Raw genomic sequence first — 25,672 nt, forward strand, 5'->3', positions numbered from 1 at the left:
CTACTCCGCAGCTGTGAGGAGGCGGGGCGAACGTGCCGCCGCGCGATAGTGATCGAGCATGGCGTCGCACTGCGCCTTGCGGGTGAAGGTCCCGGAGCGCAGCAGCGCCTGCGTCGCCAGCCTCTCCCGTAGAGCTTCATCGCCCGCAAGACGGTTCAGGGCGGCGGCGAACGCGGATGGATCGCGTGGCGAAGCAAAGAGTGCGGCGCCACCCCATAATTCGCGGTATGTCGGGATGTCCGCCAGAACTAGCGCGCAGCCGCTTTTTGCGGCTTCGAGCGCGGCAAGGCCGAAAGGTTCATAAATGGAGGGCGAGACGAATACCGCGGCTTCGCGCATCAGCTTCAGGATCTCGGAATGTGCACATTCCCCGACCGGGCGGGCATTGGCGATATCCAGATGCTGGCCGTTCGGACCGCTCGTCGAACCGGCCATAAAAATGGGCCAGAGTGTATCCCTCGCTGCCTGGACGAGAACCGCACCGTTCTTCCCCTCGTCCCACCAGCGTCCCGCTGCCACCACGATATCGCCTTTGTCCCCGGTTTGCGGTACGTCGTCGCTCGCATTGTGGACGACCTGAAGAGAGGGTAACGGCCCATAGACCGCCCTCACGTTTTCTGCATGGCTCCGGCTCGGAACCAGAACGAGATCGGCCTGGTTGAGGCCCCGGCGGCCCAGTTCCTCATGCCACGCCCAGTCGGGTGGCGGCTTTGTTCCACGCACGGCGGAAAACCACGTCGGTATGCAGGAATGCGACACCACCACCACCGGCTTTGCGACAGCAAGCCCGGCGGCCTGCGACGGCAGGTTGAGGTGCAGCAGATCGACGTCGTGCAGTCGGACGACCTCTTCGATCATGGCCGGTATGGCGGAGAGTTGTGCCGGGTCGTTCGCCATCCAGTCGAGCGGCGCATCCAGCCAGAGGAGCCGGCAATTCCGGGGTATCTCGAGGATCTGTTCGGCCGTTGGAGGTGGCCCAAAACCGGTCAGGATAATTTTTATATCCTCGTCCTCAAGCCCGGCCGCGAGATCGAGCGCGTAACGCCAGACGCCTCCGACCGCGTCGACGGTAACGAGAATGGTCCGGATCCGCCTGTTAATCGCCGGCGGTATCATGCGCGCCTCCTGCCGGCATCGACTGGCGAGGCCATGTCACGAAACCGGCTTTCGATCAGCCATGCCGCGAGATCGCGAAGCCCGGAACGCCAGGGTGTGCTGGCTTGCCATCCCAGCATCCGTTGCAGTTTTCGGGTGTCTGCGACGAAAAACAGCTGATCGCCGGCGCGCCAGTCGCCGAAATGAATGTCGGCCTCGCGTCCGATCACAGCCTCGATTTCCCGGATCACTTCCAAGACGCTGACGGCGTTGAGCGGACCACCTCCAAGATTGAAGGCTTCACCTGTCACGGTCGCGATGTTCAGAAGCGCCGCACGATAGGCCGCGACCGCGTCCTTGACATGAAGGACATCGCGGACCTGCCTGCCGTCGCCATAGATTGATACCGGTTCGTTCGCCAGCAGCCGAAGCAGAAAATGCGCAACCCAGCCCTGATCCTCGGTACCGAACTGGCGCGGGCCATAAATGCAGCTCATGCGAAGCACGCTGGTGGGAATGCCGAAGGAGTGGGCGTAATCCAGCACATACTGATCCGCCACGCCCTTCGAACAGCCATAAGGCGTGCAGAAGGCCAGCGGACGGTCCTCGTCTATTCCAACGGCGCGTATATCCTCATCAGCTGGAAGATAGCGGTCGCCGGCCTCGATCATGTCAAGATCGTCGAGAGCGCCATAGACCTTGTTGGTGCTGGCGAAGATGACGCCAGCCCTGCGACCTGCCCTGCGCACCGCCTCCAGCACATTGAGCGTGCCGCGCCCGTTCGTTTCGAAATCGTCCGGCGGATGGGCGAGGCTGGTCGTTACCGCCGTCTGGGCGGCCAGATGAAAGACCGCTTTTGCATCGGTAAACACCGCGTCGATACCATTGAAATCGCGGACATCGGCGAGAACCGGATGAACCCTGTCGCGATGCCGCTCCATCAGCCATGCGAGGTTCTGATCGACGCCCGGGCGTTGAAGATTGTCGAGAATGACGACATCCTCGCCATCCCTGAGGAAACTGTCCGCCAGGTTGGACCCGATGAAACCGCTGCCGCCGGTAATGACGATGGGTGCCGCATGGGTGGCAAGACGCGGCGTCGCGAGCCGCGTTACGTCCGCCAGCCGGTCAATGCCACCTTCGGTCAGCAGGCGCGCCAGGAGTTTGGGCTGATTGTCATGAGTGACGGCGCCGAGATGGTAGTGTCTGGGGTCAAACCAGAGGCCCTCCTGTACCGCGACGTCGGGCGGCACATCCTGCCAAGCATACCAGTACATCCGGTCGGCGTCGACGTTGAGCGCCACCATGAAGCGCCTTGCCTGCTCGATTTCGTCTTTGCGCCAGGTCGAATAACCGGTTTCCGTGATCCAGATTTCCGCACCGGGATTGTAGCGGTCGAGAACCTTGCGCATTTCGCCGAGATGCATGTCCCAACCGCCCCACGCACCCTGTTCGCTGTCCCATGTCCCGGGAAAACCGTGAAAACCCACGGCGTCCACGACGCCAAGAACGCCGCGTTCCCCCATGAGGTTCAGCCAGAACGGATCGAATGGGCAGGGGCCGCCAAGGACGGGCTTGAAGCCCCGCTGTCTCGCCCAATAAGCCGCACCGCCCACCATTTCGCAAAACAGCATGAAGTCGCTGTCTTCCCGCCAGTCCCAGTCGAGCAGGTTGTTCGGTTCGTTCCACAATTCGATATGGGTGAAATGCCGCCCGTAACGGGTAAGGATGTGGTCGACAAAATCGGCATAGGATTTCAGTTCCACGGGCGCGCCGGACGAGCGCCCGGTGCGCGACATCGAGGGCGGGGTGTAGTGGATGCAGGGCAGAATTTCTATCTGGCCGGCGAGATGGGGGATGAGCCAGTCGAACCATTCCTCGCCACCGGGAGCCAGATACTCCGCCCAGGAGAGATGGGTGCGTAGATAGCTGGCGCCGCTGGCGCAGATATCCGGCAGGGCAGTTTTCGCCCTCTCATATTCGCCAGGGCGAAACCATTCCACGAAACCGAATTTCCGCGGCGGAACCGGCAGGCTGCTGACGCGCTCCGTCATGACACCAGCCCTCTTGCAAGCAGTTCCTGCTGCATCTGGGTGCCGCGGTCCTGTCCACCTGTGCTGCGCACCCAGGCGGCGAATGGGCCAAGGGAGGTTTCCAGACGATGGCGGGGCGTGAAGCCCAGAAGCTCCTGCGCTTTGGAAATGTCCGCGAAGCAGTTGCGGATATCCCCGGCCCGGGCCTGGAGCGTAATTTCCGGCGTGAGGTCGGGGCAATCCATCGCCTGCGCCAGAAGGGCGGCCACCTCGGCGATCGTGTAGGCTTGACCGCTGCCGACGTTGAAGACGTGGCCGGGTGCTGCGGGTTTCTCCAGCGCGAGACGGAAGGCGCGGGCAACATCCTGCACGTGAACGAAATCGCGGCGCTGCTCGCCGTCCTCGAAGATGATCGGGCGCTGGCCGTTGGAAAGGCGTGCTGCAAAATTCGCCAGTACACCGGTATAGGGGTTGGAAAGCGCCTGGCCCGCTCCGAAAACGTTGAAAAGACGCAAGGCCACCGCTTCAACCCCGTAGGCACGACCGAATATCAGCACCTGCTGCTCCTGCGAATATTTGGTCAGGGCATAGATCGAGGCCAGATCGACGGGCTTTTCCTCGTCCGTGGCGACTGGCGTCAGGCTGGCGCCATGGGCATCGGCGGGATCCCATATATGGCGCTTGACCAGATCGGCGCGCCGGCGCACGTGGCCCAGGATCGCGCCTTGGCGGTCGCGGTACAGCCCTTCGCCGTAAACGCTCATCGAGGAGGCCACAACGATCCTGCGGACGGGACGTTCGATCATGGCTTCAAGAAGAATGGCCGTGCCGAGATCATTGCTGCCGACATAACGGGCGATCTCGTACATGGACTGGCCGACACCCACTTCGGCCGCAAGATGCACCACGGCATCCACGCCATCCAGCGCGGCAATGACGGCGTTCTTGTCACGTATGTCGGCCTTGACGATGTCGGTGATATTTCCCGGCGCTGGGCCTCCGCTGCCGTGGACCTGGTCGATGAACGCGTCGAGAATGCGAACGCTGTGACCGTGATCGGCCAGTTCCGCCGCTACATGCCGGCCGATGAAACCGCCGCCGCCTGTTACGAGAATTGTCGCCATCTGGAATATCCTTTGCCCGGTCGTCGGGGAGCGAATTGGGGGGCCCAACCGCAGACCGTTGCAAAAGTTCCTTCTTGAATGACTTCAATGTTGTCTTCTACTTCATCAATGACTTCTTCCGGAACCAAAGCCGTGCACTGTTGTTCGGCACCTCCGAGCCCGTTGTTTTGCTTCCGACGGGCATGCCTGCCGTAATCAGGACAAGGAGCGTTGTGATGAATCTCGTCGATAACCGTAGCAGCACCATGCAGGCTGCCGTCGTCACTGGCCCTGGAACGCTGCACGTCGAAGCCCATCCCCTTGCCGCGCCGGGACCGCATCAGGTTCGGATAAGGCTGGAAGGATGCGGCGTCTGCGCTTCCAATCTGACACCCTGGTCCGGTCCCGAATGGATGCAGTTTCCGACGGAGCCAGGCGGTCTCGGCCATGAGGGCTGGGGGGTGATTGACCGGGTGGGTACGGGTGTCGACGATCTCAAGGTCGGCGACAGGGTCGCGGCGTTGAGTTACCACGCCTATGCCAGCCATGATATTGCCGATGCCGGCCTCGTGGTGCGCCTGCCGTCCCAGCTGGATCGTCATCCATTTCCGGGCGAGCCCCTCGGCTGCGCCATGAACATTTTCGAACGCAGCGGGATTGAGGCAGGGCAGACGGTCGCCATCATCGGTATCGGCTTCATCGGCGCGTTGTTGACGCAGCTTGCCGCCCGCCGCGGGGCGCGGGTCATTGCCATATCGCGGCGGCCTTTTTCGCTGGAAGTAGCGCGCCGGATGGGCGCGACGGAGCTTGTCGAGATGGATGATCACTGGCGCATCATTGAATGTGTCAGGCAGTTAACTGACGGGCGTTTCTGCGATCGTGTCATCGAAGCGGTGGGCAAACAGTGGCCGCTTGATCTCGCAGGCGAGCTGACGGCCGAACGCGGCCGGTTGATCATCGCCGGCTATCACCAGGACGGGCCGCGCCAGATCAATATACAATTGTGGAACTGGCGCGGGCTTGACGTCATCAATGCGCATGAAAGAGATCCGGCCATCTATATCAGCGGAATGAGGAAGGCGGCGGCAGCGGTTGTCGCGGGAGAGCTCGACCCGTCGACATTGTATACCCACCGGTATACTCTGAATGATCTAGACCGGGCGCTGAACGATACCAGGGATCGTCCCGAGGGTTTTCTCAAAGCGCTGATAACCTACCCATAAGCGAACCGTAAGGTCGCCGGCATTGATGGGATTTCTGGTTCTGCCCGGTTCGATCGCAAGGCAGCAAAGGTGCAAGGGTACGGAAACGTACATGGTATTTCCTTGCAATTTCAAGCTGCTAAGTTGCCGCCCGTTTGGTGTCGTCGAGCGAGGGGGAAGCGGGTAACGGTTATGCCTGGATCGAGTATTTTTGCGCGCAACCGATTGCTGAGGGCGTTGGGTGAAGAGGGGTTTTCGCGGCTGGTCGCCCGGATGGAGATGATCAATCTGCCCGTGGGCTATCAACTGGTCGGCGCCAACACGCCCATCTCGCGCGTCTGTTTCATTGAGAGCGGTATTGCTTCGTCCGTGGCCCGGACGGAAGGCGGCAAAAGCATGGAGAACATGCTTGTCGGCCGCGAGGGCATGACCGGATGGCCTGTTCTGCTCGGCGCGCGGACAACGCCCGACGAGACGACGATGGGCGTCGCGGGCGAGGGATTTGTCATCGCTGCAGCCGATCTCAGGCACGAGATGGACCGAGACGCACGCCTTCGCGACCTGTTGCTGGGATATATCAATATCTGTCTGCTTCAGGTGGGTCAGCTTGTCCTCGCAAACGGACAATATGCCCTGCGTGAAAGGCTGTCCCGCTGGCTGCTGATGTGCCACGACCGGCTCGACAGCGATGACCTGCCCATTACGCATGAGTTCATGTCGAGTGTATTGGGGGTGCGACGGCCGGGAATCACCAATGAGCTGCATATCCTCGAGGGCATGCGGGCCGTCAGGGCAACACGCGGCAATGTGCGAATCATCGATCGCAAGGTGCTCGAGGAGATAGCAGGGGTGACCTATGGTGTCCCCGAAAAGGAATATGAGAGCCTGATGGCGCAATGGCGGGCAGAGATTCCCGTCCCCTCAGGGCTTCCTGTCAAGGGCATCGGCGAAGGGAACCACTTTTAGGAGCTCGCGGGCCGAATCGCGAATGACGACGCATCCTTCGGAGATGTCGTGTCCCTGAAGGATCGCCTCGCTCATCAGTTCGCGGGCGTCCTTGCGGGCTTCCTCTATGGCCTGATCGAGCGAGGCGAGATCACTTCCCTCGTCATCATCGAGAATATGCTGGCCACTGACGATGCTGAAGAAAAACCTTGGCATTGAAGTGTCCCCAGAACCTGACGGCTTCCGGCGGGTTTCCGCCCGCCGCTAACCGAATTCCCGCAAAATTTGCGCCTGCTTTTCCAGCCGCCCGGCAAGCTCGGAAATGCTCATGTTCGTCGCACAGAGATGGATTGCGCATTCGAGGAACTGCAGCGACGACCGCCTCAGAAAGTCCTGCTGTTGCTCATACGCGATCCGGGAGATGCGATCGGGCTCATGGGGTTTGTCCGTCATCATCGTGCTCCACCAGTTTGTGTCAAAACCGCCTAACTTCGACCCGGCGGAATGGTTTCGAAAAATTCGCCCCGGTCGCCGGGCCGGGAACATTGCCCGGGCTGAGTGGTTCGGGATCAGCGAAACGACTCAGGAGGCAAAAATGGGTAATAACTCGCCAAGCGACGGTGCGCCGGGCACCACCGACCAATCACCGCGCTGGGAGGGGCCGGAAGAAAACAGGCCGCGCGGCTACCTGAAGCCCAAGGACGATCCAGAACGTGACAGGGACGCCGTGGGCGAAAATCTGCGCGATCCAAGGAAAAAACGCGTCTCCGACGCGATGAAGACCAAGGACGACCAATAGGACAGGAGGAAACGATGTCGACCTCGACAAAGACACCGGCAAGCATCCGCCAGGGCGGCCCCGGCGCGTCCCATGAAAACGCCAAGGCGCCGCTGGACATCAAGAAGCCGCCCGCAGACAGCGACAGGCGCTCCCAAAGCAAGGTCTCGGGTGGTGGCGGCGAGCGCGACAGCCACCACACGCATGATCCGGAGCGAAAATGACGCCGGTTCGGGAGAAGACCGATGAAAAAGGGCAAGAAGAAAAAGAAGTGGTCGCAGAAGGTAACCAGCGAAAGCGATGCGCTTGATCTCGAGAAGGATGTTTTCACGAAAAAGGATCCCACCGGCATTGCCCGGTCGCTGAAAGCCTCGGCGGAACACTCGACACGGCGCAAGGCCAATCCGTTCCGCTCGGCAATGTCGATGCTGGTTTTCTATATCAATCGGGCAGGTGGCAAACTTCCGAAGGAGCGTAAAGAGGTTCTGGAGGAGGCAAAGGACAAGCTGAGAAAGGAATTCGGCAAGTCATAATAGGGCGGTTTTCCGGGAATTCATCAGTCGGTGCTGCCGCCGAATTGCCACGAAAACACCCAGATTCATTCAGCCACAGTTCACCCGGCCGGGCGCTAAATCGCTCTATCCAATAAGGAGGGAGATGCGATGCGTAAGATGATTTTAACCGCTGGAGTAATTCTCGGCGCCCTGTTGGGCACTGGCGCGAACGCCATGCCCGTCGGTCAACCATCCGCACCTTCGGCATCCCACATTCAGAATGTGGACTATGCCTGCGGTCGCGGCTTTCATCTGACACCCCGCGGCTATTGCCGCCCGAACGGACCGCGCTACGAGCGTGGCTGGGACCGGCGCGATCCCTGGGAGGGTCGCCGCGAATGGCGCGAACGGCAGGCACGGCGCGAATGGCGTGAGTGGCGTGACCGCCGCGAGTATCGTGACTGGCGAGACCGTCGCGATTATTACCGCTACTGACCAGACGAGGCCCTCCATCCGGAGGGCCTTTTTGCTGTTCCTTCTTTGCAAAACCGCCCCGGGGTTTCTGACCGGGGATGTGCGCCCGGAGAATTCGGGAAAATCCAGGCAACCTCCGGCGTCCTTCAGGGTTTGCCTCCATCGTCACTGACATGGAGGACCATCATGGAGATCACCAGACGCACGATTCTCGCCGCCGGCGCGGCAACCGCTGCCGCAGCCGTCTTCCCCCGGCCGCACGTGGCGCGGGCGGCGCTTCCCCTCAGCCAGCCGGCACTTCCGTTCGCCGAGGCGGATCTGGCGCCGGTGATTTCGGCGAAGACGGTGGGGTTGCATTATGGCAAGCATCACAAGGCCTATTACGACAAGCTCAATACGCTGGCCGCCGGCACCCGTTATGCCGATATGGAGCTCGATCGCATCGTCGTAGAGTCCGCCCAATCGAAGGAGGCTGCGGACGTCAAGATCTTCAACAATGCGGCCCAGGCCTGGAACCATGTTGCCTATTGGGATCAGTTCGTTCCGGGCGGCCCCAACCGTCCGCAGGGCGATCTCGCCGCCTCAATCGACAAGGCCTTTGGCGGTTATGACGGCTTCGTCAAGCGCGCCGTCGATGTCTCGGACACCGTGTACGGCACCGGCTGGGTGTGGCTGACGCGTGACGACAGCGGGCTTGCGCTGATCGGCTATGAGGACGGCAACAACCCTGTCGCCGTCGGCCGGCCGGCTTATCTCGGCATCGATATCTGGGAACATGCCTATTACGTCGATTATGAAAACCGCAAGGCCGAACACATCCGCGCCGTGCTCGACAAGCTGGTCAACTGGCGGGTCGTGGAGGAGCGCATGAAAGCCTAGCCGCGTTTCGCCGCCGGGCCATGTTTCCCGGCGGCTTGCCCTCAGGTGCATTTGAGCTACTATGCCGCCATGGCGGGGAGGCCATGTTACAGGAGGGTTCATGAATTACCGGTTTTCGAAACGGCGCATGGTGTTGAAACTTGCCGCGGCGGCAGTTTCTTTCGGCATGTTGGGAATGACGGCGAGCGCGCAGGGCTTTCCGGATCGGACGATAACGCTGGTGGTTCCCTTTGCGGCCGGCGGCTCCACCGATGTGGTCGCCCGCGTCATCGCTCAGAAGATGGGCGACGAACTCGGCCAGCAGATCGTTGTTGAAAATGTCGCCGGCGCAGGCGGCAATCTCGGCGCCGACCGCGTTGCCCGCGCGGAACCGGACGGCTATACGATCCTGATGGGCACGGTGGCGACCCACGCTCTTAACCCGCTCATCCTCAAGACCAAGCCCTATGATCCCGAAAAGGACTTTGCTCCGGTTTCATTGCTGGTGGTGGTGCCGAACGTGCTGGTCGTTAACCCGAAGCTCAACGTTAACAGCGTCGAGGAACTGATCGCACTATTGAAAGCCGAGCCGGACAAACACGCCTATGCGTCATCCGGTAACGGAACACCGCTTCATCTTTCCGGCGAGCTGTTCAAGAGCATGGCTGGCGTCAGCATGCAGCACGTGCCCTACAAGGGTTCCGGCCCGGCGCTCAACGATCTTCTCGGCAACCAGATTTCCATCATGTTCGACAATCTGCCGTCTTCGTCGGGCCACATGAAATCCGGCACCTTGCGCGCACTTGGCGTGACCACCAGCGAGCGCGCTTCATCCTTCCCGGATTTGCCGACGATCGCCGAAACCGTACCGGGTTATGAGACCTATACCTGGAACGCGCTCTTTGCACCGGCCGGAACGCCGGCCGAGGTGGTCGACAAGCTGAATGCCGCCGCCAAGAAAGCGCTTGCCGATCCGGCCGTCGCCGCCCGCATGGCGGATTTCAGCGCCAAAATCGTCGCCTCCACGCCAGAGGAGCTGAAAACCCATGTCTCGGCTGAAATCGCCAAGTGGGAACCCGTCGTCAAGGCGGCAAATGTCCAGATGGATTGATCGGGCTCGATAGACCGATCTTCCGATCTCCGCTGCGTCCCCAGAGGGGCGCGGCGGGGCTTCTGGCATCATAAGGCCGTGGCCGGGCCGCATCGGCCACGGATATAGTCGCCAACCGCCAATGTGGCGTTTTCGCATCACTTGCCACAAGGTTGCAAAAACCGGCTTGGCAAGTCTGCCAGGTTCAGCTAGAAATTTCTTTACCGCGTCAGATCGAACCAAGGGAGGCGTTGCATGACACCAGCATTCATCGAAACCCTCCCGCAGGGAATGACCAGACACTAGGTCATATCCATTCGCGGCCCGCCTTTTGCGCGCCCGACATGCGGTTTTGTTTTCCTTCACAGTCCGATTGATCTGACGGGATCATTTTGTCTCCCGCCCGGGCTGTGCCTTCCAACTTCCATTTCAAGGACCGGTCGCCGAGTAGAATGGCGCCGTGCTGGTAAAAATGTCTCGCAAGAAGCTCGATTTCCGCGCCGATGCCTATCGCCATGTGCTCGGCTTTGTCTTTCACCACTGGAGCCACCGGCCGGCGCTGGTGGGTTTCATCATCGTTCTGGTCATCGCCAGCACATTGGCCGAAGTCATGGTGCCGGTCTTTTCCGGGCGGATCGTCGATGCCATCGCCGGCGGCGATGCGGCGGATCAGGCGCTGCGCGCCTTCATCATCGTGGTCGCGCTGGGGCTGACCAGCGTCGCGCTGCGCTGGTTCATCTTCAACGGCATCATCCGGCTGACGTTGAAAACCATGGCGGATGTTACCAATAACGGTTTCCACAGGGTGCAGCGTTTCTCCACGGACTGGCACGCGAACAGCTTTGCCGGCTCCACGGTGCGCAAGATCACGCGCGGCATGTGGGCGCTCGATTCGCTCAATGACCTCCTGCTCATCGCGCTTCTGCCATCGCTCGTCATGCTCGTGGGCGCCACCATCGTGCTCGGCAGTTACTGGCCCGTCATGGGCCTCATCGTCGGTCTCGGCTCGCTGATTTATGTCGGTGTGACGGTGGGGCTTTCCATGGGATATGTTTCTCCGGCCGCACGGCTTGCCAATGCCTGGGATACGAGGCTTGGCGGCGCGCTGGCGGATGCCATCAGTTGCAATTCGGTCGTGAAGGCCTTTGGCGCGGAAACGCGTGAAGAAACGCGGCTCGGCCAGGTGCTGGTGAAGTGGGATAACCGCACGCGCAGGACATGGAAACGCGGCACGATAAATGGCACGATCCAGAGCTTCATGATGGTTTCCATGCAGGCCGGCATTCTCGGCACCGGCCTCATCATGTGGCGACAGGGATTGGCGACGCCGGGCGACATAACCTTCGTGCTGGCCATGTTCTTCGTGCTGCAGGGATATCTGCGGGACGTGGGGCAGGATATCCGCAACCTGCAGCGCGCCGTCAACGATATGGAAGAGCTGGTGCTGCTTTCCAAGATGCCGCTTGGCGTCGAGGACCGGCCGGATGCGAAACCGATTCATATTGGAAAAGGCGAGATCGTTTTCGATCACGTCACCTTCCAGTATGGCGCGCACGCCACGCCGCTTTATGATGACTTCTCAGTCACCATAAAACCCGGTGAGCGTGTGGGACTGGTCGGCCACTCCGGCTCTGGCAAGACGACCTTCGTCAAGCTCATCCAGCGCCTCTACGATATCAGGTCCGGTGCAATCCGCATCGATGGGCAGAACATTGCTGATGTCACCCAGGCGAGCCTGCGAGGGCAGATTGCCATCGTGCAGCAGGAGCCGATCCTGTTTCACCGCACACTGGCGGAAAACATCGCCTATGGCCGGCCGGACGCGTCGCGGCGCGAAATCGAGCAGGCGGCGAAACAGGCCAGCGCCCATGACTTCATCATGTCCCTGCCCAAGGGCTATGAGACCATGGTGGGCGAACGTGGCGTCAAGCTGTCGGGCGGGGAGCGCCAGCGGGTCGCGATCGCCCGCGCCTTCCTGGCGGATGCGCCGGTGCTGATCCTTGATGAGGCAACCTCAAGCCTCGACAGCGAAAGCGAGGTGCAGATCCAGCGGGCTATGGAACGCCTGATGGAAGGGCGCACCACGCTGGTCATCGCCCACCGGCTTTCGACCGTCAGGGCGCTGGACCGTCTGCTCGTATTCGACAAGGGCAGGATCGTTGAAGAGGGCGACCATCAGGCGCTGATCCGGCTCAATGACGGCATTTATCGCCGGTTGTTCGAGCGGCAGGCCCTGGAACTTACCAAGGGCTTGGTCGCATGACAAAAGCAACGCCGGAGCAAGTGATGCTCCGGCGTTGCCGTGCCGCATCGTCGATCCGTGCACGACTTTTCCGCTGCGGACGCGTATCTCCGAGCAAAAACTGACGGAGCCTGGAAACCACCAGCCTCTCCGGGCGTTTGGGTGTTTGAGTTAAGCCTGAAGGGAGAACAGCCATGGCCGACGACGCCACCGTTACCATTCGCGCCATTTTCGAAACACGCGAGGCAGCCGATATCGCCGTCGAGCATCTGGTCCAGCAGCACGGGATCTCCCGTCCGGATATCTTCATCCAGTCCACATCAGAGCAGAATACGACCGGCACCCAATCTTCACGTGGTGACCTGCCTCGCAGCGATGCGCCGCATGAGGGCGAGATCGAGGTGTCCGCCGATATTGCATCCAGCCGGATCGCAGCTGTCCAGCGCAGCTTCGGTGACGCCGGTGCGATCCGCGTTTCACACCGGTGATGTCAAAACCGGGAGGCCAATTCCGTACCTGCCGCCCGCGCCGCTCACCGCAACGAGGAGCCCGCAATGAGCAACTTCGAACTCTATTACTGGCCGGTCCCGTTCCGAGGCCAGTTCATTCGCGGACTTTTAGCGCATGGCGGGTGTACCTGGGACGAGCACGATGCCGGTGCAATCGAGGAGATCATGGGCCGTGATGCCGGCAAGCAGCCCATAGCGTTCATGGGACCGCCGGTGCTGATCGATCGAGAGCGCAATTTCGCTCTCTCGCAGATGCCCGCAATCGCCCTCTATCTCGGCGAGCGGTTGCAGCTTCTGCCGCCGGGCGCCGAGGGACGCGCGCTCACTGCCAAGATCGTAAACGACGCCAACGATGTGATCGATGAACTGACGCTCGACGGTGGGCGCGAGATGTGGACCCCTGAAAAATGGGAGGCGTTCGTTCCCCGGTTGCAGGAGTGGATCCGCATTTTCGAGGATACGGGAGCGAGACACGGTCTGACCGGCGATTCGGGGTTCATGCTGGGAACGGAGACACCCGGCGTCGCAGATGTCGTCACGGCCATTCTCTGGACGACAGTTGCAGACCGCTTTCCAGTCATCAGGCGCATAATCGAGGATACTTCACCCGTCATCTGGGCCTATTCCAGCCGAATGAAAGAGACGGCCCCACTGGCCGCCCTGAGCCGCCGCGCCTTTGACGACTATGGCGACGCTTATTGCGGTGGGCAGATTGAAAAATCGCTACGGAAAGTAGCTGGCTGAGGACCGGGGCATCATCGTCCCCCGGTCAGAAGGCGACCCGGCCGCAGCTAGGGTTGCTCCAGCCTTTTTAGCGATTCCTGCGCAGTCGCGTGTCCCTGATCGGCGGCCTTGCGGAACCATGTGATGGCCTCGGCCCGATCCTGCGCAACGCCATGTCCCATTGCATACATGTTCCCTAGATTGCCCTGGGCGACGGCAAGCCCCTGATCGGCGGCTTTTTTATACCAGCTGACTGCTTCACCATAGTCGCGGGTAACGCCGAGACCCTGATCGTAGAGCAGGCCGACAGCGTACTGAGCGGTTGCGAAACCCTGATCGGCGGCACGGCGATACCAGATCAACGCCTCTGCATAATCCTGAGCGACACCCTGGCCGCTTTCGTAGCTGTACCCCAGATTGTACTGGGCGACAGCCAGCCCTTGTTCTGCTGCGTTGCGGCCCCAGGACACGGCGAGTTCCAGGTCCTGCGGAACATCCTGGCCGACCGCATAGAGATCGCTAAGGCTGCTTTGCGCTTCCGCCCAGCCCTGATCCGCCGCTTTGCGGATGTATGCGGCGGCGAGTGCCGTATCACGGTCGACGCCCAGACCCGCCTGGTAAAGAACGGCAACCTTATATTGCGCGGCCGCGCTTCCCCCATCGGCGAGCGGTTTCCACGAGCGCAGGGCGGCGCCATAATTGCCGCTGTCATAGGCCGCCTGGCCTTCTTCAAGTGCCGTTGGCGCGGTAAGGCCTGACGTGAGGGCCGCAGCATTGGCGCCACGTTCCGGCAACGGATCAATGGAGGCTGCAGATACGGTGTGACTGTTCCAGTCGGGCAGGTCTGGCAGATTTCGTGGCAGGTCCTCACGCCATACATGGGTTTGGGTCATGATTTTAATGCCGCCGCTTTCCGCCAAAACGGTTTCCGTCGCTTCGAGGGTCGATCCATCGCGCAGTGACATGACGACAGTCATCTGCACGTTTTTGCTTGCGTTTCTGGCGGCCGCCAGTTGCTCGTCGCCAAGTTGTTTGGCCTTTTCACCGAAGCTTGAGATCACTCCTTCCACCGCAGAAGCCTGTGATTGCTGGAGCGCAACGCGATCGTAGGTTTTTTGGAGGCTGAAGGTGGCGGTTTGTCCGGAGATATCTGCGGTCTCGAGCGTCCATTCGATGGCGACGGGAATGGGCGTTCCCCGTGCATATTCCACCACCGACGCCGTACCTGACTGGCCGATCTCGTATGTGGAACTATCCTGCTCCTGTACTATGGAAAGAAGCTCTGCCTCCGGTGCGAGATTATGAATAACCAGGATTGGATTGCTTTTGATGCCCTCGACAATATCGCGCAAACCCGCTGGCTGGTTCGCAACGCTGCCATCCGGTCCGACAACCGAGGTGCTGTGCAGGTTGCCGAGGATCGCATCCAATCCGACGAGTTTGCCAGGAAAGCCGTTAAGTCCCGCTTCATATTCCACCTGCCGGACGCCATAGGCCGACAGAGTGTTCCGATAGAGAGCGTTCATTGCGTAAGTGTCTGCAGCGCCTTCGGCGTCCTGAGGCAAATCTGCGCTGAGGGACCAGCGCACGCGCATACCCTCCGCATCCCGCGACAGGACCGTCATGCGCTGCCGAAAATCTCCGCGCGTGATCGCTGCCGGCCTGTCGAACCACAACGACATGTCGGTGGAGGTGGTTCTATGGGAACGGTAGAGATATTCCACCCCCGTTTCCGGGGCGTAGGCGGGAACGACCACGCTGTCGGCGGCAAGAGCTTGAACCCCGCTCAACAGGCATGGCGAAAGGAGCAAAACGAGGGTCTTCCGAAGGCCTTTCATTTTAGAATCCCTTTTGTACCTGCGATGGCAAGCGGATGGTATCCGTCTCGGATTTCGGGTTTGCGGCAAACTCTACCGGCGTCAGACCAGAGCCAAAATACGGGCTGGTCCGCCTGTTCCGCCTCGGTGGGCAGGCGCGCCGACGATGATGGTCGCCCCCTTGGCCGGCAGTGCTTCCAGATTGTTCAGTCCCTCGATCCCGTAGCGCCCAGCAGGTAGCCAGGAATTATGGACAGCGAAGTCTGCAGAATTGCCCGGATCCAGCGAGAGTGTGTCGACGCCGATGGCGACTGTATCCAGCGTGAGCAGGAGGTCGGTGGCCGACTTGCCGAAGCCGGGGAAGGCAAATTTTCCGGCATCGTCATTACGGAAGGCCGGGCTTTTCACTTTCGTTGCCCAGCCGGAGCGCAAAGCCACGATTGCGCCTGCCGGAATGTCGCCATTTTCCGATATCCAGCGTTCGATGTCGCCTGCCTCGACCGTGGAATTGGCGTCCTCCCTCGCGCGATCCGTAATGTCGATGATGACCAGAGGGGCGACGAGCTTTTGCGGCTCGAGTTGATCGACGCTGGCGCCGTCTGCGCTAAAGTGGAAAGGCGCATCGATATGCGTTCCGGTGTGTTCGAAGATGGTCAGCTTATGGAGTTGATAGCCGCTTTTGGCGATATCTGCTGCCCACTCCATCTCAATGCCGGGTTTTCCATCGAACGTCGGAAACGTGGAATCGTAGGTATGGGTGAGATCGACGACCTGTCTGGGCGATTGCGCCAGAACCGGGGCCGCGAGGCTTCCCGCCGCCATCGCCGTTACACCCGCCACTGCACCCTTGAACAGCAGACGCCGTGACAGCATGTTCTGTTTGACGTTCTCGATCACGCAGCTATTGCACATGCCTTATTCCCTCCAATGAGAAATTCCCCGGTTGCAAGCGTAACGCAAACACGCAGGGGCGCAAGGCGGGAGCGTGGCCGATTTTTCACCCGTATTCACATCGCGGTTTCGCCAAGTCGGCGTCCATAGGCGGCGATTGCCTTGCCCACTGGCAGGCGGGTGTTCTGATACCGCGCAAGGGCGGCAGGAAGGTCGTCCGTTTGCCGCAGGGCGTCGCGTAGCGCCATTGCATCGCCTGCCGCCTTTGAGACACCCATTGCCGTGTGAGGACGAACGACAAAGGCGGCATCTCCGACCAGGGCGATACGCTGGGAGACCATGTGTTCCGCCTCGTAATCAAAAATCCCCTGGATCGATGGCGTCTCCTCTACGTCCACGGCAAGCGCCATTTGCGGCGGCAGAAGGGAAAAAGCCTCTTCGCGCAGTTGCGTCCTCCGGCTGCCGGAGAGCTCGCCGCGGGGGAGGGAATGCTCAAAATGCCTGCCGTCCCGGCCCGTGAAGGTTCGGGCGAGATCTTCGGCAGGCGTTGGACGATACCAGACCCAGTTATAGCGACGCTGTCCCTGCCGGGTCTCGCCGCGCGATCCCGGCACGAGATAACCAAGAACATGAATTCCGGACGTGATGTAGAAGGCGAAACGGTCCAGCAGCAGGGCGGCGTCGGCAGGCAGTCTTGTTTCGGGGATCAGCCCGCGCCAGGCGACGTAGCCCGCATAGGCGTTTTCCGAATGCTGGTTGACGGCGCTGCGGATGGCCGAACCCACACCATCCGCGCCGATAACGAGGTCAGCACGTTCCTCCATGCCATCGGCAAAGGAGAGCGTCACTCCCTGCGGGTCTTCGCGAACAGCGTTGACGTGATGGCCGAGACGATAGGTATCGGAGAGGAGGCGTGAGGATACTCTCTCAAAGAGGTAGTCCCATGAGACCTGCATCTGCGGCGTTTGCTGGCGCTGGGCAATGTGCCCGCCGGCATCGAGGTAGATGCGCTCCTTCGCAACCACACCGATCTGGGCAACGTCTTCGCAGCCGATTTCCCTCAGAACGTCGAACAGGTCCTGTTGAGGCACCAGTCCCGCACCGCGCCCGGCAAGCCCGGATGACGAGCGTTCGTAGACCTTTACATCGTGTCCGTCCTGCTGAAGCAGTATCGCGGTGAAAAGACCGGCAAGCGAACCGCCAGCGATGCGGATTTTCAGTGGTTTCATGGCCGTACCTGCCTTTCGATATCGACCTGGCAATTGTTCGTTCTGTCTCGACGGGAGAAGGCCGGCGGATCGGATACGCCGGCCCTACTGAAGGAGAGGATGTTCAGCCTGGCATGATTGCCGGCTGGTTTGCGGGAAACCTGGCGACATCCTCGATGCTGACATTCAGGTGCTGGGCAACGAGCGCCGGCGGGGTATGCGTGAGCCAGGAAGAGAGGCTGACTTCCTGATACTCTGCCGTCTTGAAGACCGCGACGAACTGCAGGTCGGTCTTGCCGGTATTCTCGATGATGTGGCCTTGGCTCCGTTTCACGTAGCCAATGTCGCCGGCGCGGAAATCGGCGGTCTGGCTGCGCGGACCGGCGTCGAACACGGTCATCCGGCCTTCACCCTTGATCCAGTATTGCCATTCGTCCGCGTTGGGGTGCCAGTGCATTTCGCGCACCCCGCCGGGCTTGATCGTTTCGATGGCGGCGGCGATGGTTTTGGACACGGTAAAGGCGCTGCTGTCGGCAAGGCGAATGACGCCAGCAGCGTTTTCCTTCAGCGGTTTGGAGGCCGTGAGCTTGTAAGTAAAGGGGTGAGGGGGAAGTCCTGCACCGGCAACGGCTTCCTGATCCCTGGAGAGAGGTCCAGGCTCCTTGCCCTGAAAAATCCAGAGGTTCTGCAGTGGAATATTGCGGAACACATCCTGCTCGACGCCGAAATTCTTCGCCAGCAGTTCAGGTGAGGTATGTGCCAGCCAGTCCGTCAGTAGCAGGGTGCCGTATTCGGACTGGTCGCCTTCGTCGAACACAATGACGAATTCGCACCCGTCGGGACCAAGTCCCTGCAGCGAATGGGGATAACCGGCCGGAAAATACCAGAGATCGCCGGCCTCGACGTCCTGGACATAAGCACGGCCTTCGGTATCGAGCACGGTGATACGGCAGCGTCCATTGGTCATGATCGCCCATTCTGCGGCGCGGTGCCAGTGCATCTCGCGAATGCCGCCCGGTCCCAGTCGCATGTTGACCCCGGACACGGCATCCGAAATCGCGAAATCGGATTTGGTCACCTGACGTGCCCAGCCTCCGTTCTGGATACGCTTGGCGGCATTGTTGAACGAACCCCAGAAGAGCTGCATGTCGCCGACATCCGTCGCGGGCGGGCTCTGGAAGGAGGGGAACTGGTCGTTGATAACAGGGTTCTTCGGGCCGGGATCGCTGAGCCCCGCGGCATCGGCGTTGATTGCTCCCTCCGCAGGCTGATCGGGATTGCCGAAAGATGCAGCACCGGCGGTGCTGGCGGCAAGCGCGGTGCCGCCGACGGCGCCGATTGCGAGGACTGCGCGTCTGGTCAAAGCTTCCATTTCAGAACTCCTTGTTCATGGCGAGTTGCGACGAGGTACCGGTATCGTCGGGTTGTGATGCGAGCTGGAGCGCGGCAATGCGATCAATCAGCTCGGCATTGAAGAGACGGTGCTGCAGTTGACAGAAGGCTTTTGGCTCGAGCGCCTCGTACCGGTCCGTTTTTCGGGCGGCGCGGATGGCGATGCAGGACGTTTCGTCATCTGCCGGAGCTGACACGCCTGTTGCCGCATCCTCCCCTGGAGCAACAGGACCCGAAAGTCCGGCCAGCCTGTCGATCGCCTGCGGCGTGAGGATGCGGAAGGCGCTGGCCGATGCAACGTTTTCAGAGGCGGCAAGCGCCGGCTCGGTATTCCTGATCAGGAGAGCGTTGCCGGCGAGCACTGCGGTCGCGCCCAATGCCAGCACCGTTGCGAGCTTGAGATGTCGAGGTTTGCGCTCGTCTGTCTTCTGACTGATGGAGGTCATGCCCTGCTCCTCAAAATGGATGATCGTGTCGTCAGGACCGTCCGGGAGGGAGGCGTTTGACTGGGACAAGGCTACGGCGGGTCAGCGCTGCGGGCACCTATACAGAGGTCTAGTTGGTATGGCGGAAGGTCGTGGCGGTATGGCAAACGCCGGGAGGAATTCCGTCAACGGCAATGCGTGCCCTGGCGGCACGGGGCCGGGGCATAAAAAACAGGGTTCGAAGGAAGAGGCCTCGCGTGATGAAAGGCTGTCTTCGCCAGGCGTCAACCGAAGGTCAGGGCTGCGGTCCGAGAACCGATTCCAGGCATCCCATCAGTTTGCCGATATTGACCGGCTTGCGCAGAAAGGCGAGGGCGCCGCCGCTCAGGGCGGCGTTGCGGGTGCGGTCATCCTCGTAGGAGGTCACGAAAATCATCGGCGCATGCTCGCCGCGCCGGTTCAATTCACTCTGCAATTCGATGCCTGAGAGGCCGGGCATCTTCACATCCACAACGATGCAGTCAATGTCCGCCTGCTGCTGCGCGTCCAGAAACTGTTCGGCAGAAGCAAACAGGCGGCATTGGTAACCGAAGGACATGATGAGATCGTCCATGGCTTCACGGATGGCAGGGTCGTCGTCAACGACGGCAATGACGGGAACGGGGGGCAATGAAAGCGACCTTTTCTGTTTTTCTTTCTTCCTCTATGCGCCCATGCCGCCCTCAAAGATACCATACTAAGATACAGGTGGGCGCATCTTCTCGCCGATCAGTTCCGCCTTGCGAACGAGATCGGCGACCGATCTCGCTTCCATCTTGCGCATCACATTGCCGCGGTGCAGTTTTACCGTGACTTCGCTGATGCCTAGCTCATAGGCGATCTGCTTGTTCATCAGACCGCGAACGACGGCGTTCATGACCTCGCGTTCCCTCGGCGTCAGTTGTTCGGCAAGGGAGGCGACGGCCTCGTTCTGGGCGCTTTCGCGGCGTCGTGATGCATCCCGTTCCATCGCGGCCGCGACGGCGTCCAGGATGTCCTGTTCCTTGAAGGGCTTTGTCAGGAAATCCACGGCGCCGGCTTTCATCGCCCGCACGCTCATCGGGATATCGCCGAAGCCGGTCATGAAAATGATCGGCATCCTGTTGCCGACGCGTTCCAGCTGCATCTGGAAGTCGAGGCCGCTGATGCCCGGAAGCCGCACATCGAGCAGCAGGCAACCCGGCCGGTTCAGATTGGCTTTTTCGAGGAAGGCGGTGGCGCTGTCGAAAGCTTCGGCATCAAACTTCATGGAGCGAAACAGATCGGTCAGCGCCTCACGCATCGACACGTCGTCGTCGACGATGAAAACGACGGGTTGGGGTGGCTCCTTCGCCTGCTTGCGTGGGTCAGGCATGGTCCATCTCCTGGCTGATCGGCATGGAAATGGTGAAGACCGCCCCGCCGAGGGGGTGATTATCACCGGTCAGCCTGCCGCCGCGCGCTTCCAGAGTGGTGCGGCAGATCGATAGCCCCATGCCCATCCCTGTCTCCTTTGTCGTGTAGAATGGTGAAAACAGCTTTTCCTTCATCTGCGCGGGGAAACCCGGTCCATTGTCGTGAACGGCAATATGGATTTTGTGACCGTCTTCACGTTCTTTCCGCACCGTGATGGTGCGATTGGTGCTGCCTGCCTCTTCCATCGCCTGAATGGCATTTGTCAGAAGGTTGATGAGGACCTGCTGCAATTCGATCCTGACGGCCGTTATTGGCGGAGTGGCCTGTTTATCCACGTGGACGGCGGTGCCGCTGCGCTCGAGCTCGTGTTCGAGAAGGCTGAGCGTTTCGTCAATGAACTCATCAAGATCGAAGGTTTCCGTCTTGCCGCTGGTATGGGCGAGCTGACTGCGTGTGTTCTGGATGATGTCGCTGGCGCGCTGGCCGTCACGGATCATGCGTTCGGCCGAACGGCGGGCCGCGGCGAGATCCGGCGGATCGCGATCGAGCCACCGCAGCAATGTCTGTGCATTGACGATGATGGCCCCAAGCGGCTGGTTCAATTCGTGGGAGAGTGATGCCGACATGGCGCCCACCGCCGCGGCCTTTGAAGCCTTCGTCAGCTCCGCCTGTGCTTCGGCCAGCGCCTTCAGCGCCATTTCGCGCTGAGTGATATCCACCATGCTCACCACCACGCGATTGAAGGCGGCGGCCTCGGCCGGAAAGCTGATGGAAAGAAGCACCAGCTTGTCTTCACCGCTTTCCGTGCGCACCACCACCTTGTCTTCAAAAACACGCCGGTTGTCGATGATCGCCTGCAGGACATCGACGAATTTTCCGGAAGACGAAACGATCGACCGCTGAAGGGTTCCGCGCAGAGAGGAGTCGTAACCGAGCATTTCCTTTCCGGCCTCATTCGACGCAACGACCGTGATGAGGTCGATGCATTGCTGCGTAAAACCCGGATTGGCGCGTGCGTGGGCGCGCATATCGGTGACGCCCTGTTGCTTGAGGCCCATCAACAGGGCGTGAAGCTTCGAATAGTCCCGCTCCCAGAGCGCTACGCGCGTGCGGTCGAAAATGGAGCGATAGCGCTCCTCGCTTTCTTTGAGCGCCGCGTTGACGGACAGCATCGCCAGCCGCGCGGTTTCGGTTTTCAGCAGCAGCATGGTGGTAACGGCCAGCGCTGCAAGGGCGACCACCAATCGAAGGGCAGACTGGAAGTCGGCGTCCTGCGCATGGGTCGCCGCATAGGACAGCAGCGATAGAATGGCGCAGGTGCAGGAGGTCGCGATGAGTCCTGACCAGCTCACGGCCTGCGCGGCCAGAAGAACCGTGATCACATAAAGAACGGCGATCGCGCCTTCTATGTCGGTATAGGTGTCGACGTAAAATACACCTGCTGCCAGCACCAGCGCGCCAACTCCAAAAAACAGATGGTGGGCTCCATCCTCCGGCTCTCTCGCGCGAAACATCATTGACGCAATCGACATTGTTCCCCCGATGCGATTTTTGCCGACAATACGGTTTTTTCAGCACAACCTGACCTATACATAGGTCTTGGTTGCCACCGCCCTCTTAACATCAGGATAGCGGGAAATGGGTGCGGGGCCATATGCAAAAATATGCATCCAGGACCTGTCGTCCACAGGCACCCATGGCCTCTGCAATGCGCACCGGCCCTTGGCTCGTCAGACAGCTGCTGCACTCACCGTAATCGGTACGCCTTTATAGGAGGGCGTTCCCGAAAGGCGATCATAACGGTCTAGCGCCACCACCGCATTCATCTCGGGATAATAACCCGCTGCCGAGCCTTTCGGGATATCGTACTCAACAGCCGTGAAACCCTGAACGAGGTGGCGCCCCTCACTGTCTTTGGCGATACCGTGAATATCGATGCGGTCGCCATCCTTCAGGCCCCGTTCGGCGAGGTCCTGCCGATTCATGAAGATGACGTCCCTGCGACCGAAGACGCCGCGATAACGGTCATCCATGCCGTAGATCGTTGTATTGTACTGGTCGTGGCTGCGGATGGTCGTCAGCACGAGGGCGTCCGGATTGGAGATCAGCGGATCTTCCTCGATCCCGGTGGCGACAAGGAAATTGGCCTTGCCGCTCTCCGTGTTCCAGCGGCGGAAGGAGGCTGCGACATCAAGGCGGAAGCCGCCCTTCACGCGGACCCGGCTATTGAAATCCCTGAAGTCAGGGAAGACCTCTTCGATCTTGTCGCGGATGCGATCGTAATCGGCAATCAGCCAGTCCCAGTCAATGCCGTGACGGTTTCCGATGGTTGCCTTGGCGATGCCGGCGATGATTGCGGGCTCCGACCGCACAAGTTCGCCTGGCGGTTTGAGGAAACCGCGTGAGGCATGCACCATCGACATGGAATCCTCGACGGTCACCGCCTGCGGGCCGGAGGCTTGTGTATCCAGATCGGTTCGCCCGAAACAGGGCAAAATCAGCGATGTCCGTGCCGTCAGAAGATGCGAGCGATTGAGCTTCGTTGCAATGTGGACAGCGAGATCGAGTTTGCGCATACCTTCGAAGGTCGCGGCGGTATCCGACATAGCGACGGCGAGGTTTCCGCCAAGGCAGATGAGCGCCCGGGATTTTCCGGCGATGATTGCCTCGACGGCTTCTATGGCATTGTGGCCTTTTTCGGCGGAGGGGCGAAAACCGAAGGCGCGTTCCATGCCATCCAGCAGCGCCTTGTTCGGGATTTCGGTGATGCCGACAGTGCGATCGCCCTGAACATTGGAATGACCGCGAATGGGCGCTATCCCCGCACCCTGGCGGCCCATATTGCCGCGCAGAAGCAATAGATTGGCAATCTGCTGGACATTGCTCGTACCCTTGGCGTGCTGTGTTATACCCATGCCGTAACAGATAATGACATTGGAGGCGTTCACGTAAACCCGGGCAGCGCTCTCTAGCGCCTCCCTCGTCAGCCCGCTGACCGAGCAGATCGTATCCCATGAGGTGGCGTCGATATCGCTGCGCAGCACGTCGAGGCCTGAGGTATGTTGCTCGATGAAGGCCCGGTCCAGTGCGCCGGCTCCGCCTGCATCGAGGCTTTCCGCATCCATTTGAAACACTGCCTTCATGATGCCCTTCAGGGCGGCGAGATCGCCGCCGGTGCGCAGCTGATAATAGGCGGAGGCGATCGGAGTGGAAGAGAGCGTCGCCATTTCGATCGGGTCCTGCGGCGCGGCGAAACGCTCCAGAGCCCGTTCCTTCAACGGATTAAAAACGACGATCGGCACACCGCGTTTTGCGGCATTGTGCAGCGTCGTCATCATGCGGGGATGATTGGTGCCCGGATTATGGCCGAAGCTGAAGATCGCATCCGCATGATCGAAGTCCTCCAGCGTCACTGTGCCTTTGCCGACGCCGATGGATTTCGGAAGGCCGACGCTGGTTGCCTCATGGCACATGTTGGAACAATCGGGAAAATTATTCGTCCCGAAGGCGCGCACGAAAAGCTGATAGAGAAAAGCAGCCTCGTTGGACGCCCGGCCTGACGTGTAAAACTCCGCCATGTCTGGGTCACCAAGCTTGTTGAGCTCCTGCGCGATCAGGCGGAATGCATCGTCCCAGGCGATCGGCTCATAGCGATCACTCTCGGCTTTGTAATGCAGCGGAAGGGTCAGCCTTCCGGCATCCTCGAGCTTGTGGTCGGTCCACTGCCACAATTCGGAGACCGTGTGCTGTGCGAAAAATTCAGGTCCGGATCGTTTGGCGGTCGATTCCCATGTGATCGCCTTGGCGCCGTTTTCGCAAAATTCGAACGATGAGGTGTGTTTGGGATCGGGCCAGGCGCAGCCGGGACAGTCGAAGCCTTCGGGTTGATTTGCCTTGAGCAGCGTCATGGTGCCCTGGGCGACGATCTGCTGGTGGGCGAGGGTTTTCGCGACGGCTTTCAACGCATCCCAGCCGCCGGCGGGATGATCATATTTTTCGATACCTTCCGGGCGTTGTTCTGTCATGTAGGAAGTCCTTCGATTTTGCAGCCTGGCGATTGTCGTGGGCAACGACGGTAGCCCACGTACGCAAGCTTAAACATTATACTCATGCATAGGTTGCCTGCTCACCAGAGGGCGAAACGAAAAGGCCGCCTCCTGCGGCGGGGGCGGCCTTTTGCGGATCGGGAGGGAGATCCGCGGCTCCGGGGAGGGGACGCCGGAGCTTCTGGCTTCTGTGAGCCAATCGCCGAGGGGCGGGGCGACGGGCAAACGTTATCCCGGGCCGGCGCTAGCCGAAACTACACTTAGGTATCGGGTAGACTGTACCAGCAGCCGATTTCTCCTCACCCTTTCTTCTCCCTATTCTCGAGGCCGATCAGACAGCCGCAACAGGGACGCTCAACAACGGGCGGTCAAGTGCCAAAGGAGAACGATCATGGACACGACAACAGCTTCCAGAAACCGCAAGCTTCCACTTGCAACCCCGACCGATCTCGGAGCGGAGGCAAGCCGCGACATTGCCGCGGCGTTGACCGCCCTGCTGGCGGATGTCTTTACGCTCTACGTCAAGACCAAGAACTTCCACTGGCATGTTTCCGGTCCGCATTTCCGCGACTATCACACGCTGCTTGACGAACAGGGCGCCCAGATCTTTGCCATGACCGACGACATCGCCGAAAGGGCGCGCAAGATCGGCGGTACCACCATCCGCTCCATCGGACATATCGCTCGCCTCCAGCGCCTCCTCGATAATGACGCCGACTTCGTCACGCCTGAGGATATGCTTGCCGAACTGCGCGAGGATAACAAACAGCTGACCGCCATCCTTCGGCAAACGCACAGCCTTACCTCCGACCTCAACGACCACGCGACCACCAGTCTGATCGAGAACTGGATCGACGAGACCGAGCGGCGCACATGGTTTCTGTTTGAAACCACGCGCCATGCGCGCTGAACG

The 25,672-nt window shown here is 60.5% G+C and carries 26 protein-coding genes; 12 read left to right on the forward strand and 14 right to left on the reverse strand.

The window, feature by feature from the left end:
* The 3 genes from HQN82_RS22860 to HQN82_RS22870 are packed head-to-tail and all read right to left on the reverse strand — an operon-like array spanning position 1 to position 4,252.
* Positions 1-1,116: a glycosyltransferase gene (locus HQN82_RS22860; RefSeq protein WP_022563929.1), complete on the reverse strand. Its 1,116-nt coding sequence runs from the start codon at positions 1,114-1,116 to the stop codon at positions 1-3.
* A complete protein-coding gene (locus HQN82_RS22865; RefSeq protein WP_077987588.1) occupies positions 1,113-3,149 on the reverse strand; it encodes an NAD-dependent epimerase/dehydratase family protein in 2,037 nt (678 codons plus the stop codon). The genes HQN82_RS22860 and HQN82_RS22865 overlap by 4 nt, the downstream gene beginning before the upstream one ends.
* Positions 3,146-4,252: an NAD-dependent epimerase/dehydratase family protein gene (locus HQN82_RS22870; RefSeq protein WP_173615975.1), complete on the reverse strand. Its 1,107-nt coding sequence runs from the start codon at positions 4,250-4,252 to the stop codon at positions 3,146-3,148. The genes HQN82_RS22865 and HQN82_RS22870 overlap by 4 nt, the downstream gene beginning before the upstream one ends.
* Before the next feature lie 215 nt (positions 4,253-4,467).
* On the opposite strand from HQN82_RS22870, the gene HQN82_RS22875 reads away from it, so the two are divergent.
* Both HQN82_RS22875 and HQN82_RS22880 read left to right on the forward strand, forming a co-directional pair.
* Positions 4,468-5,454 (forward strand): MDR/zinc-dependent alcohol dehydrogenase-like family protein, encoded by a 987-nt coding sequence (locus tag HQN82_RS22875; RefSeq protein ID WP_112635995.1) that lies wholly within the window; start codon positions 4,468-4,470, stop codon positions 5,452-5,454.
* A gap of 171 nt (positions 5,455-5,625) precedes the next feature.
* Positions 5,626-6,399, forward strand: a complete 774-nt coding sequence (locus HQN82_RS22880) for a Crp/Fnr family transcriptional regulator (RefSeq protein WP_162702117.1) — start codon at positions 5,626-5,628, stop codon at positions 6,397-6,399.
* Here HQN82_RS22880 and HQN82_RS22885 read toward each other — a convergent pair.
* Positions 6,355-6,594 (reverse strand): DUF6894 family protein, encoded by a 240-nt coding sequence (locus HQN82_RS22885; RefSeq protein WP_022563934.1) that lies wholly within the window; start codon positions 6,592-6,594, stop codon positions 6,355-6,357. The genes HQN82_RS22880 and HQN82_RS22885 overlap by 45 nt on opposite strands.
* Before the next feature lie 48 nt (positions 6,595-6,642).
* The gene (locus tag HQN82_RS22890) at positions 6,643-6,831 is read right to left on the reverse strand and encodes a hypothetical protein (protein WP_006700508.1); all 189 of its coding nucleotides are present in this window, start codon (positions 6,829-6,831) and stop codon (positions 6,643-6,645) included.
* A gap of 142 nt (positions 6,832-6,973) precedes the next feature.
* Here HQN82_RS22890 and HQN82_RS22895 point away from each other — a divergent pair, with 142 nt between their 5' ends.
* From HQN82_RS22895 to HQN82_RS22935, 9 genes are all read left to right on the forward strand, one after another.
* Positions 6,974-7,177 carry a hypothetical protein gene (locus HQN82_RS22895; RefSeq protein WP_022563935.1) on the forward strand — a complete coding sequence of 68 codons (204 nt, stop codon included), beginning with the start codon at positions 6,974-6,976 and terminating at the stop codon, positions 7,175-7,177.
* A gap of 14 nt (positions 7,178-7,191) precedes the next feature.
* Positions 7,192-7,380 (forward strand): hypothetical protein, encoded by a 189-nt coding sequence (locus HQN82_RS22900; RefSeq protein ID WP_006700510.1) that lies wholly within the window; start codon positions 7,192-7,194, stop codon positions 7,378-7,380.
* A 21-nt stretch (positions 7,381-7,401) separates the two neighbouring features.
* On the forward strand, positions 7,402-7,689 hold the full coding sequence (locus tag HQN82_RS22905) for a DUF3175 domain-containing protein (protein WP_006700511.1): 288 nt from the start codon (positions 7,402-7,404) through the stop codon (positions 7,687-7,689).
* A gap of 129 nt (positions 7,690-7,818) precedes the next feature.
* Entirely contained in the window at positions 7,819-8,145 is a 327-nt protein-coding gene (locus tag HQN82_RS22910) for a GCG_CRPN prefix-to-repeats domain-containing protein (RefSeq protein ID WP_173615976.1), read from the forward strand.
* Between the two features lie 165 nt (positions 8,146-8,310).
* Entirely contained in the window at positions 8,311-9,003 is a 693-nt protein-coding gene (locus HQN82_RS22915) for a superoxide dismutase (RefSeq protein ID WP_173615977.1), read from the forward strand.
* Between the two features lie 100 nt (positions 9,004-9,103).
* On the forward strand, positions 9,104-10,093 hold the full coding sequence (locus tag HQN82_RS22920) for a Bug family tripartite tricarboxylate transporter substrate binding protein (RefSeq protein WP_004444466.1): 990 nt from the start codon (positions 9,104-9,106) through the stop codon (positions 10,091-10,093).
* Positions 10,094-10,544: 451 nt separating this feature from the next.
* Positions 10,545-12,335, forward strand: coding sequence for an ABC transporter ATP-binding protein (locus HQN82_RS22925; protein ID WP_022563938.1), 1,791 nt, complete (start codon positions 10,545-10,547; stop codon positions 12,333-12,335).
* A 173-nt stretch (positions 12,336-12,508) separates the two neighbouring features.
* Entirely contained in the window at positions 12,509-12,802 is a 294-nt protein-coding gene (locus HQN82_RS22930; protein ID WP_045533988.1) for a hypothetical protein, read from the forward strand.
* A 66-nt stretch (positions 12,803-12,868) separates the two neighbouring features.
* Positions 12,869-13,567: a glutathione S-transferase gene (locus HQN82_RS22935; protein ID WP_022563940.1), complete on the forward strand. Its 699-nt coding sequence runs from the start codon at positions 12,869-12,871 to the stop codon at positions 13,565-13,567.
* Between the two features lie 47 nt (positions 13,568-13,614).
* Here the strand turns inward: HQN82_RS22935 and HQN82_RS22940 are convergent, their stop codons facing one another.
* The 9 genes from HQN82_RS22940 to HQN82_RS22980 form a co-directional block, all read right to left on the reverse strand.
* Positions 13,615-15,384, reverse strand: coding sequence for a tetratricopeptide repeat protein (locus HQN82_RS22940; RefSeq protein ID WP_234904894.1), 1,770 nt, complete (start codon positions 15,382-15,384; stop codon positions 13,615-13,617).
* An 81-nt stretch (positions 15,385-15,465) separates the two neighbouring features.
* Positions 15,466-16,275, reverse strand: coding sequence for a cyclase family protein (locus HQN82_RS22945; protein ID WP_022563942.1), 810 nt, complete (start codon positions 16,273-16,275; stop codon positions 15,466-15,468).
* Positions 16,276-16,370: 95 nt separating this feature from the next.
* The gene (locus HQN82_RS22950; RefSeq protein ID WP_108081347.1) at positions 16,371-17,483 is read right to left on the reverse strand and encodes an FAD binding domain-containing protein; all 1,113 of its coding nucleotides are present in this window, start codon (positions 17,481-17,483) and stop codon (positions 16,371-16,373) included.
* Positions 17,484-17,586: 103 nt separating this feature from the next.
* The gene (locus HQN82_RS22955; protein WP_022563944.1) at positions 17,587-18,834 is read right to left on the reverse strand and encodes an oxalate decarboxylase family bicupin; all 1,248 of its coding nucleotides are present in this window, start codon (positions 18,832-18,834) and stop codon (positions 17,587-17,589) included.
* Between the two features lies 1 nt (position 18,835).
* Positions 18,836-19,300, reverse strand: a complete 465-nt coding sequence (locus HQN82_RS22960; RefSeq protein ID WP_022563945.1) for a hypothetical protein — start codon at positions 19,298-19,300, stop codon at positions 18,836-18,838.
* A 274-nt stretch (positions 19,301-19,574) separates the two neighbouring features.
* Positions 19,575-19,949 carry a response regulator transcription factor gene (locus HQN82_RS22965; protein ID WP_004444449.1) on the reverse strand — a complete coding sequence of 125 codons (375 nt, stop codon included), beginning with the start codon at positions 19,947-19,949 and terminating at the stop codon, positions 19,575-19,577.
* A 66-nt stretch (positions 19,950-20,015) separates the two neighbouring features.
* Positions 20,016-20,672 carry a response regulator transcription factor gene (locus HQN82_RS22970; RefSeq protein WP_107340433.1) on the reverse strand — a complete coding sequence of 219 codons (657 nt, stop codon included), beginning with the start codon at positions 20,670-20,672 and terminating at the stop codon, positions 20,016-20,018.
* A complete protein-coding gene (locus HQN82_RS22975) occupies positions 20,665-22,245 on the reverse strand; it encodes a PAS domain-containing sensor histidine kinase (RefSeq protein WP_173615978.1) in 1,581 nt (526 codons plus the stop codon). Before HQN82_RS22975 ends, HQN82_RS22970 begins: the two co-directional genes overlap by 8 nt.
* Before the next feature lie 198 nt (positions 22,246-22,443).
* Positions 22,444-24,738 (reverse strand): FdhF/YdeP family oxidoreductase, encoded by a 2,295-nt coding sequence (locus HQN82_RS22980; protein ID WP_022563947.1) that lies wholly within the window; start codon positions 24,736-24,738, stop codon positions 22,444-22,446.
* A gap of 412 nt (positions 24,739-25,150) precedes the next feature.
* Between HQN82_RS22980 and HQN82_RS22985 the strand changes: the two genes are divergently transcribed.
* The gene (locus tag HQN82_RS22985) at positions 25,151-25,669 is read left to right on the forward strand and encodes a Dps family protein (RefSeq protein WP_034497777.1); all 519 of its coding nucleotides are present in this window, start codon (positions 25,151-25,153) and stop codon (positions 25,667-25,669) included.
* Positions 25,670-25,672 lie beyond the last annotated feature (3 nt).

This window comes from Agrobacterium pusense (assembly GCF_013285525.1).
Taxonomy (GTDB): domain Bacteria; phylum Pseudomonadota; class Alphaproteobacteria; order Rhizobiales; family Rhizobiaceae; genus Agrobacterium; species Agrobacterium pusense.

Coding starts and splice junctions, on each gene's coding strand:
- HQN82_RS22875 (WP_112635995.1), top strand. CDS start 4,468: ATGAATCTCGTCGATAACCGTAGCAGCACCATGCAGGCTGCCGTCGTC.
- HQN82_RS22940 (WP_234904894.1), bottom strand. CDS start 15,384: ATGAAAGGCCTTCGGAAGACCCTCGTTTTGCTCCTTTCGCCATGCCTG.
- HQN82_RS22870 (WP_173615975.1), bottom strand. CDS start 4,252: ATGGCGACAATTCTCGTAACAGGCGGCGGCGGTTTCATCGGCCGGCAT.
- HQN82_RS22935 (WP_022563940.1), top strand. CDS start 12,869: ATGAGCAACTTCGAACTCTATTACTGGCCGGTCCCGTTCCGAGGCCAG.
- HQN82_RS22920 (WP_004444466.1), top strand. CDS start 9,104: ATGAATTACCGGTTTTCGAAACGGCGCATGGTGTTGAAACTTGCCGCG.
- HQN82_RS22980 (WP_022563947.1), bottom strand. CDS start 24,738: ATGACAGAACAACGCCCGGAAGGTATCGAAAAATATGATCATCCCGCC.
- HQN82_RS22945 (WP_022563942.1), bottom strand. CDS start 16,275: ATGTGCAATAGCTGCGTGATCGAGAACGTCAAACAGAACATGCTGTCA.
- HQN82_RS22895 (WP_022563935.1), top strand. CDS start 6,974: ATGGGTAATAACTCGCCAAGCGACGGTGCGCCGGGCACCACCGACCAA.
- HQN82_RS22960 (WP_022563945.1), bottom strand. CDS start 19,300: ATGACCTCCATCAGTCAGAAGACAGACGAGCGCAAACCTCGACATCTC.
- HQN82_RS22955 (WP_022563944.1), bottom strand. CDS start 18,834: ATGGAAGCTTTGACCAGACGCGCAGTCCTCGCAATCGGCGCCGTCGGC.
- HQN82_RS22915 (WP_173615977.1), top strand. CDS start 8,311: ATGGAGATCACCAGACGCACGATTCTCGCCGCCGGCGCGGCAACCGCT.
- HQN82_RS22925 (WP_022563938.1), top strand. CDS start 10,545: ATGTCTCGCAAGAAGCTCGATTTCCGCGCCGATGCCTATCGCCATGTG.
- HQN82_RS22975 (WP_173615978.1), bottom strand. CDS start 22,245: ATGTCGATTGCGTCAATGATGTTTCGCGCGAGAGAGCCGGAGGATGGA.
- HQN82_RS22930 (WP_045533988.1), top strand. CDS start 12,509: ATGGCCGACGACGCCACCGTTACCATTCGCGCCATTTTCGAAACACGC.
- HQN82_RS22900 (WP_006700510.1), top strand. CDS start 7,192: ATGTCGACCTCGACAAAGACACCGGCAAGCATCCGCCAGGGCGGCCCC.
- HQN82_RS22910 (WP_173615976.1), top strand. CDS start 7,819: ATGCGTAAGATGATTTTAACCGCTGGAGTAATTCTCGGCGCCCTGTTG.
- HQN82_RS22885 (WP_022563934.1), bottom strand. CDS start 6,594: ATGCCAAGGTTTTTCTTCAGCATCGTCAGTGGCCAGCATATTCTCGAT.
- HQN82_RS22905 (WP_006700511.1), top strand. CDS start 7,402: ATGAAAAAGGGCAAGAAGAAAAAGAAGTGGTCGCAGAAGGTAACCAGC.
- HQN82_RS22950 (WP_108081347.1), bottom strand. CDS start 17,483: ATGAAACCACTGAAAATCCGCATCGCTGGCGGTTCGCTTGCCGGTCTT.
- HQN82_RS22890 (WP_006700508.1), bottom strand. CDS start 6,831: ATGACGGACAAACCCCATGAGCCCGATCGCATCTCCCGGATCGCGTAT.
- HQN82_RS22880 (WP_162702117.1), top strand. CDS start 5,626: ATGCCTGGATCGAGTATTTTTGCGCGCAACCGATTGCTGAGGGCGTTG.
- HQN82_RS22865 (WP_077987588.1), bottom strand. CDS start 3,149: ATGACGGAGCGCGTCAGCAGCCTGCCGGTTCCGCCGCGGAAATTCGGT.
- HQN82_RS22970 (WP_107340433.1), bottom strand. CDS start 20,672: ATGCCTGACCCACGCAAGCAGGCGAAGGAGCCACCCCAACCCGTCGTT.
- HQN82_RS22985 (WP_034497777.1), top strand. CDS start 25,151: ATGGACACGACAACAGCTTCCAGAAACCGCAAGCTTCCACTTGCAACC.
- HQN82_RS22860 (WP_022563929.1), bottom strand. CDS start 1,116: ATGATACCGCCGGCGATTAACAGGCGGATCCGGACCATTCTCGTTACC.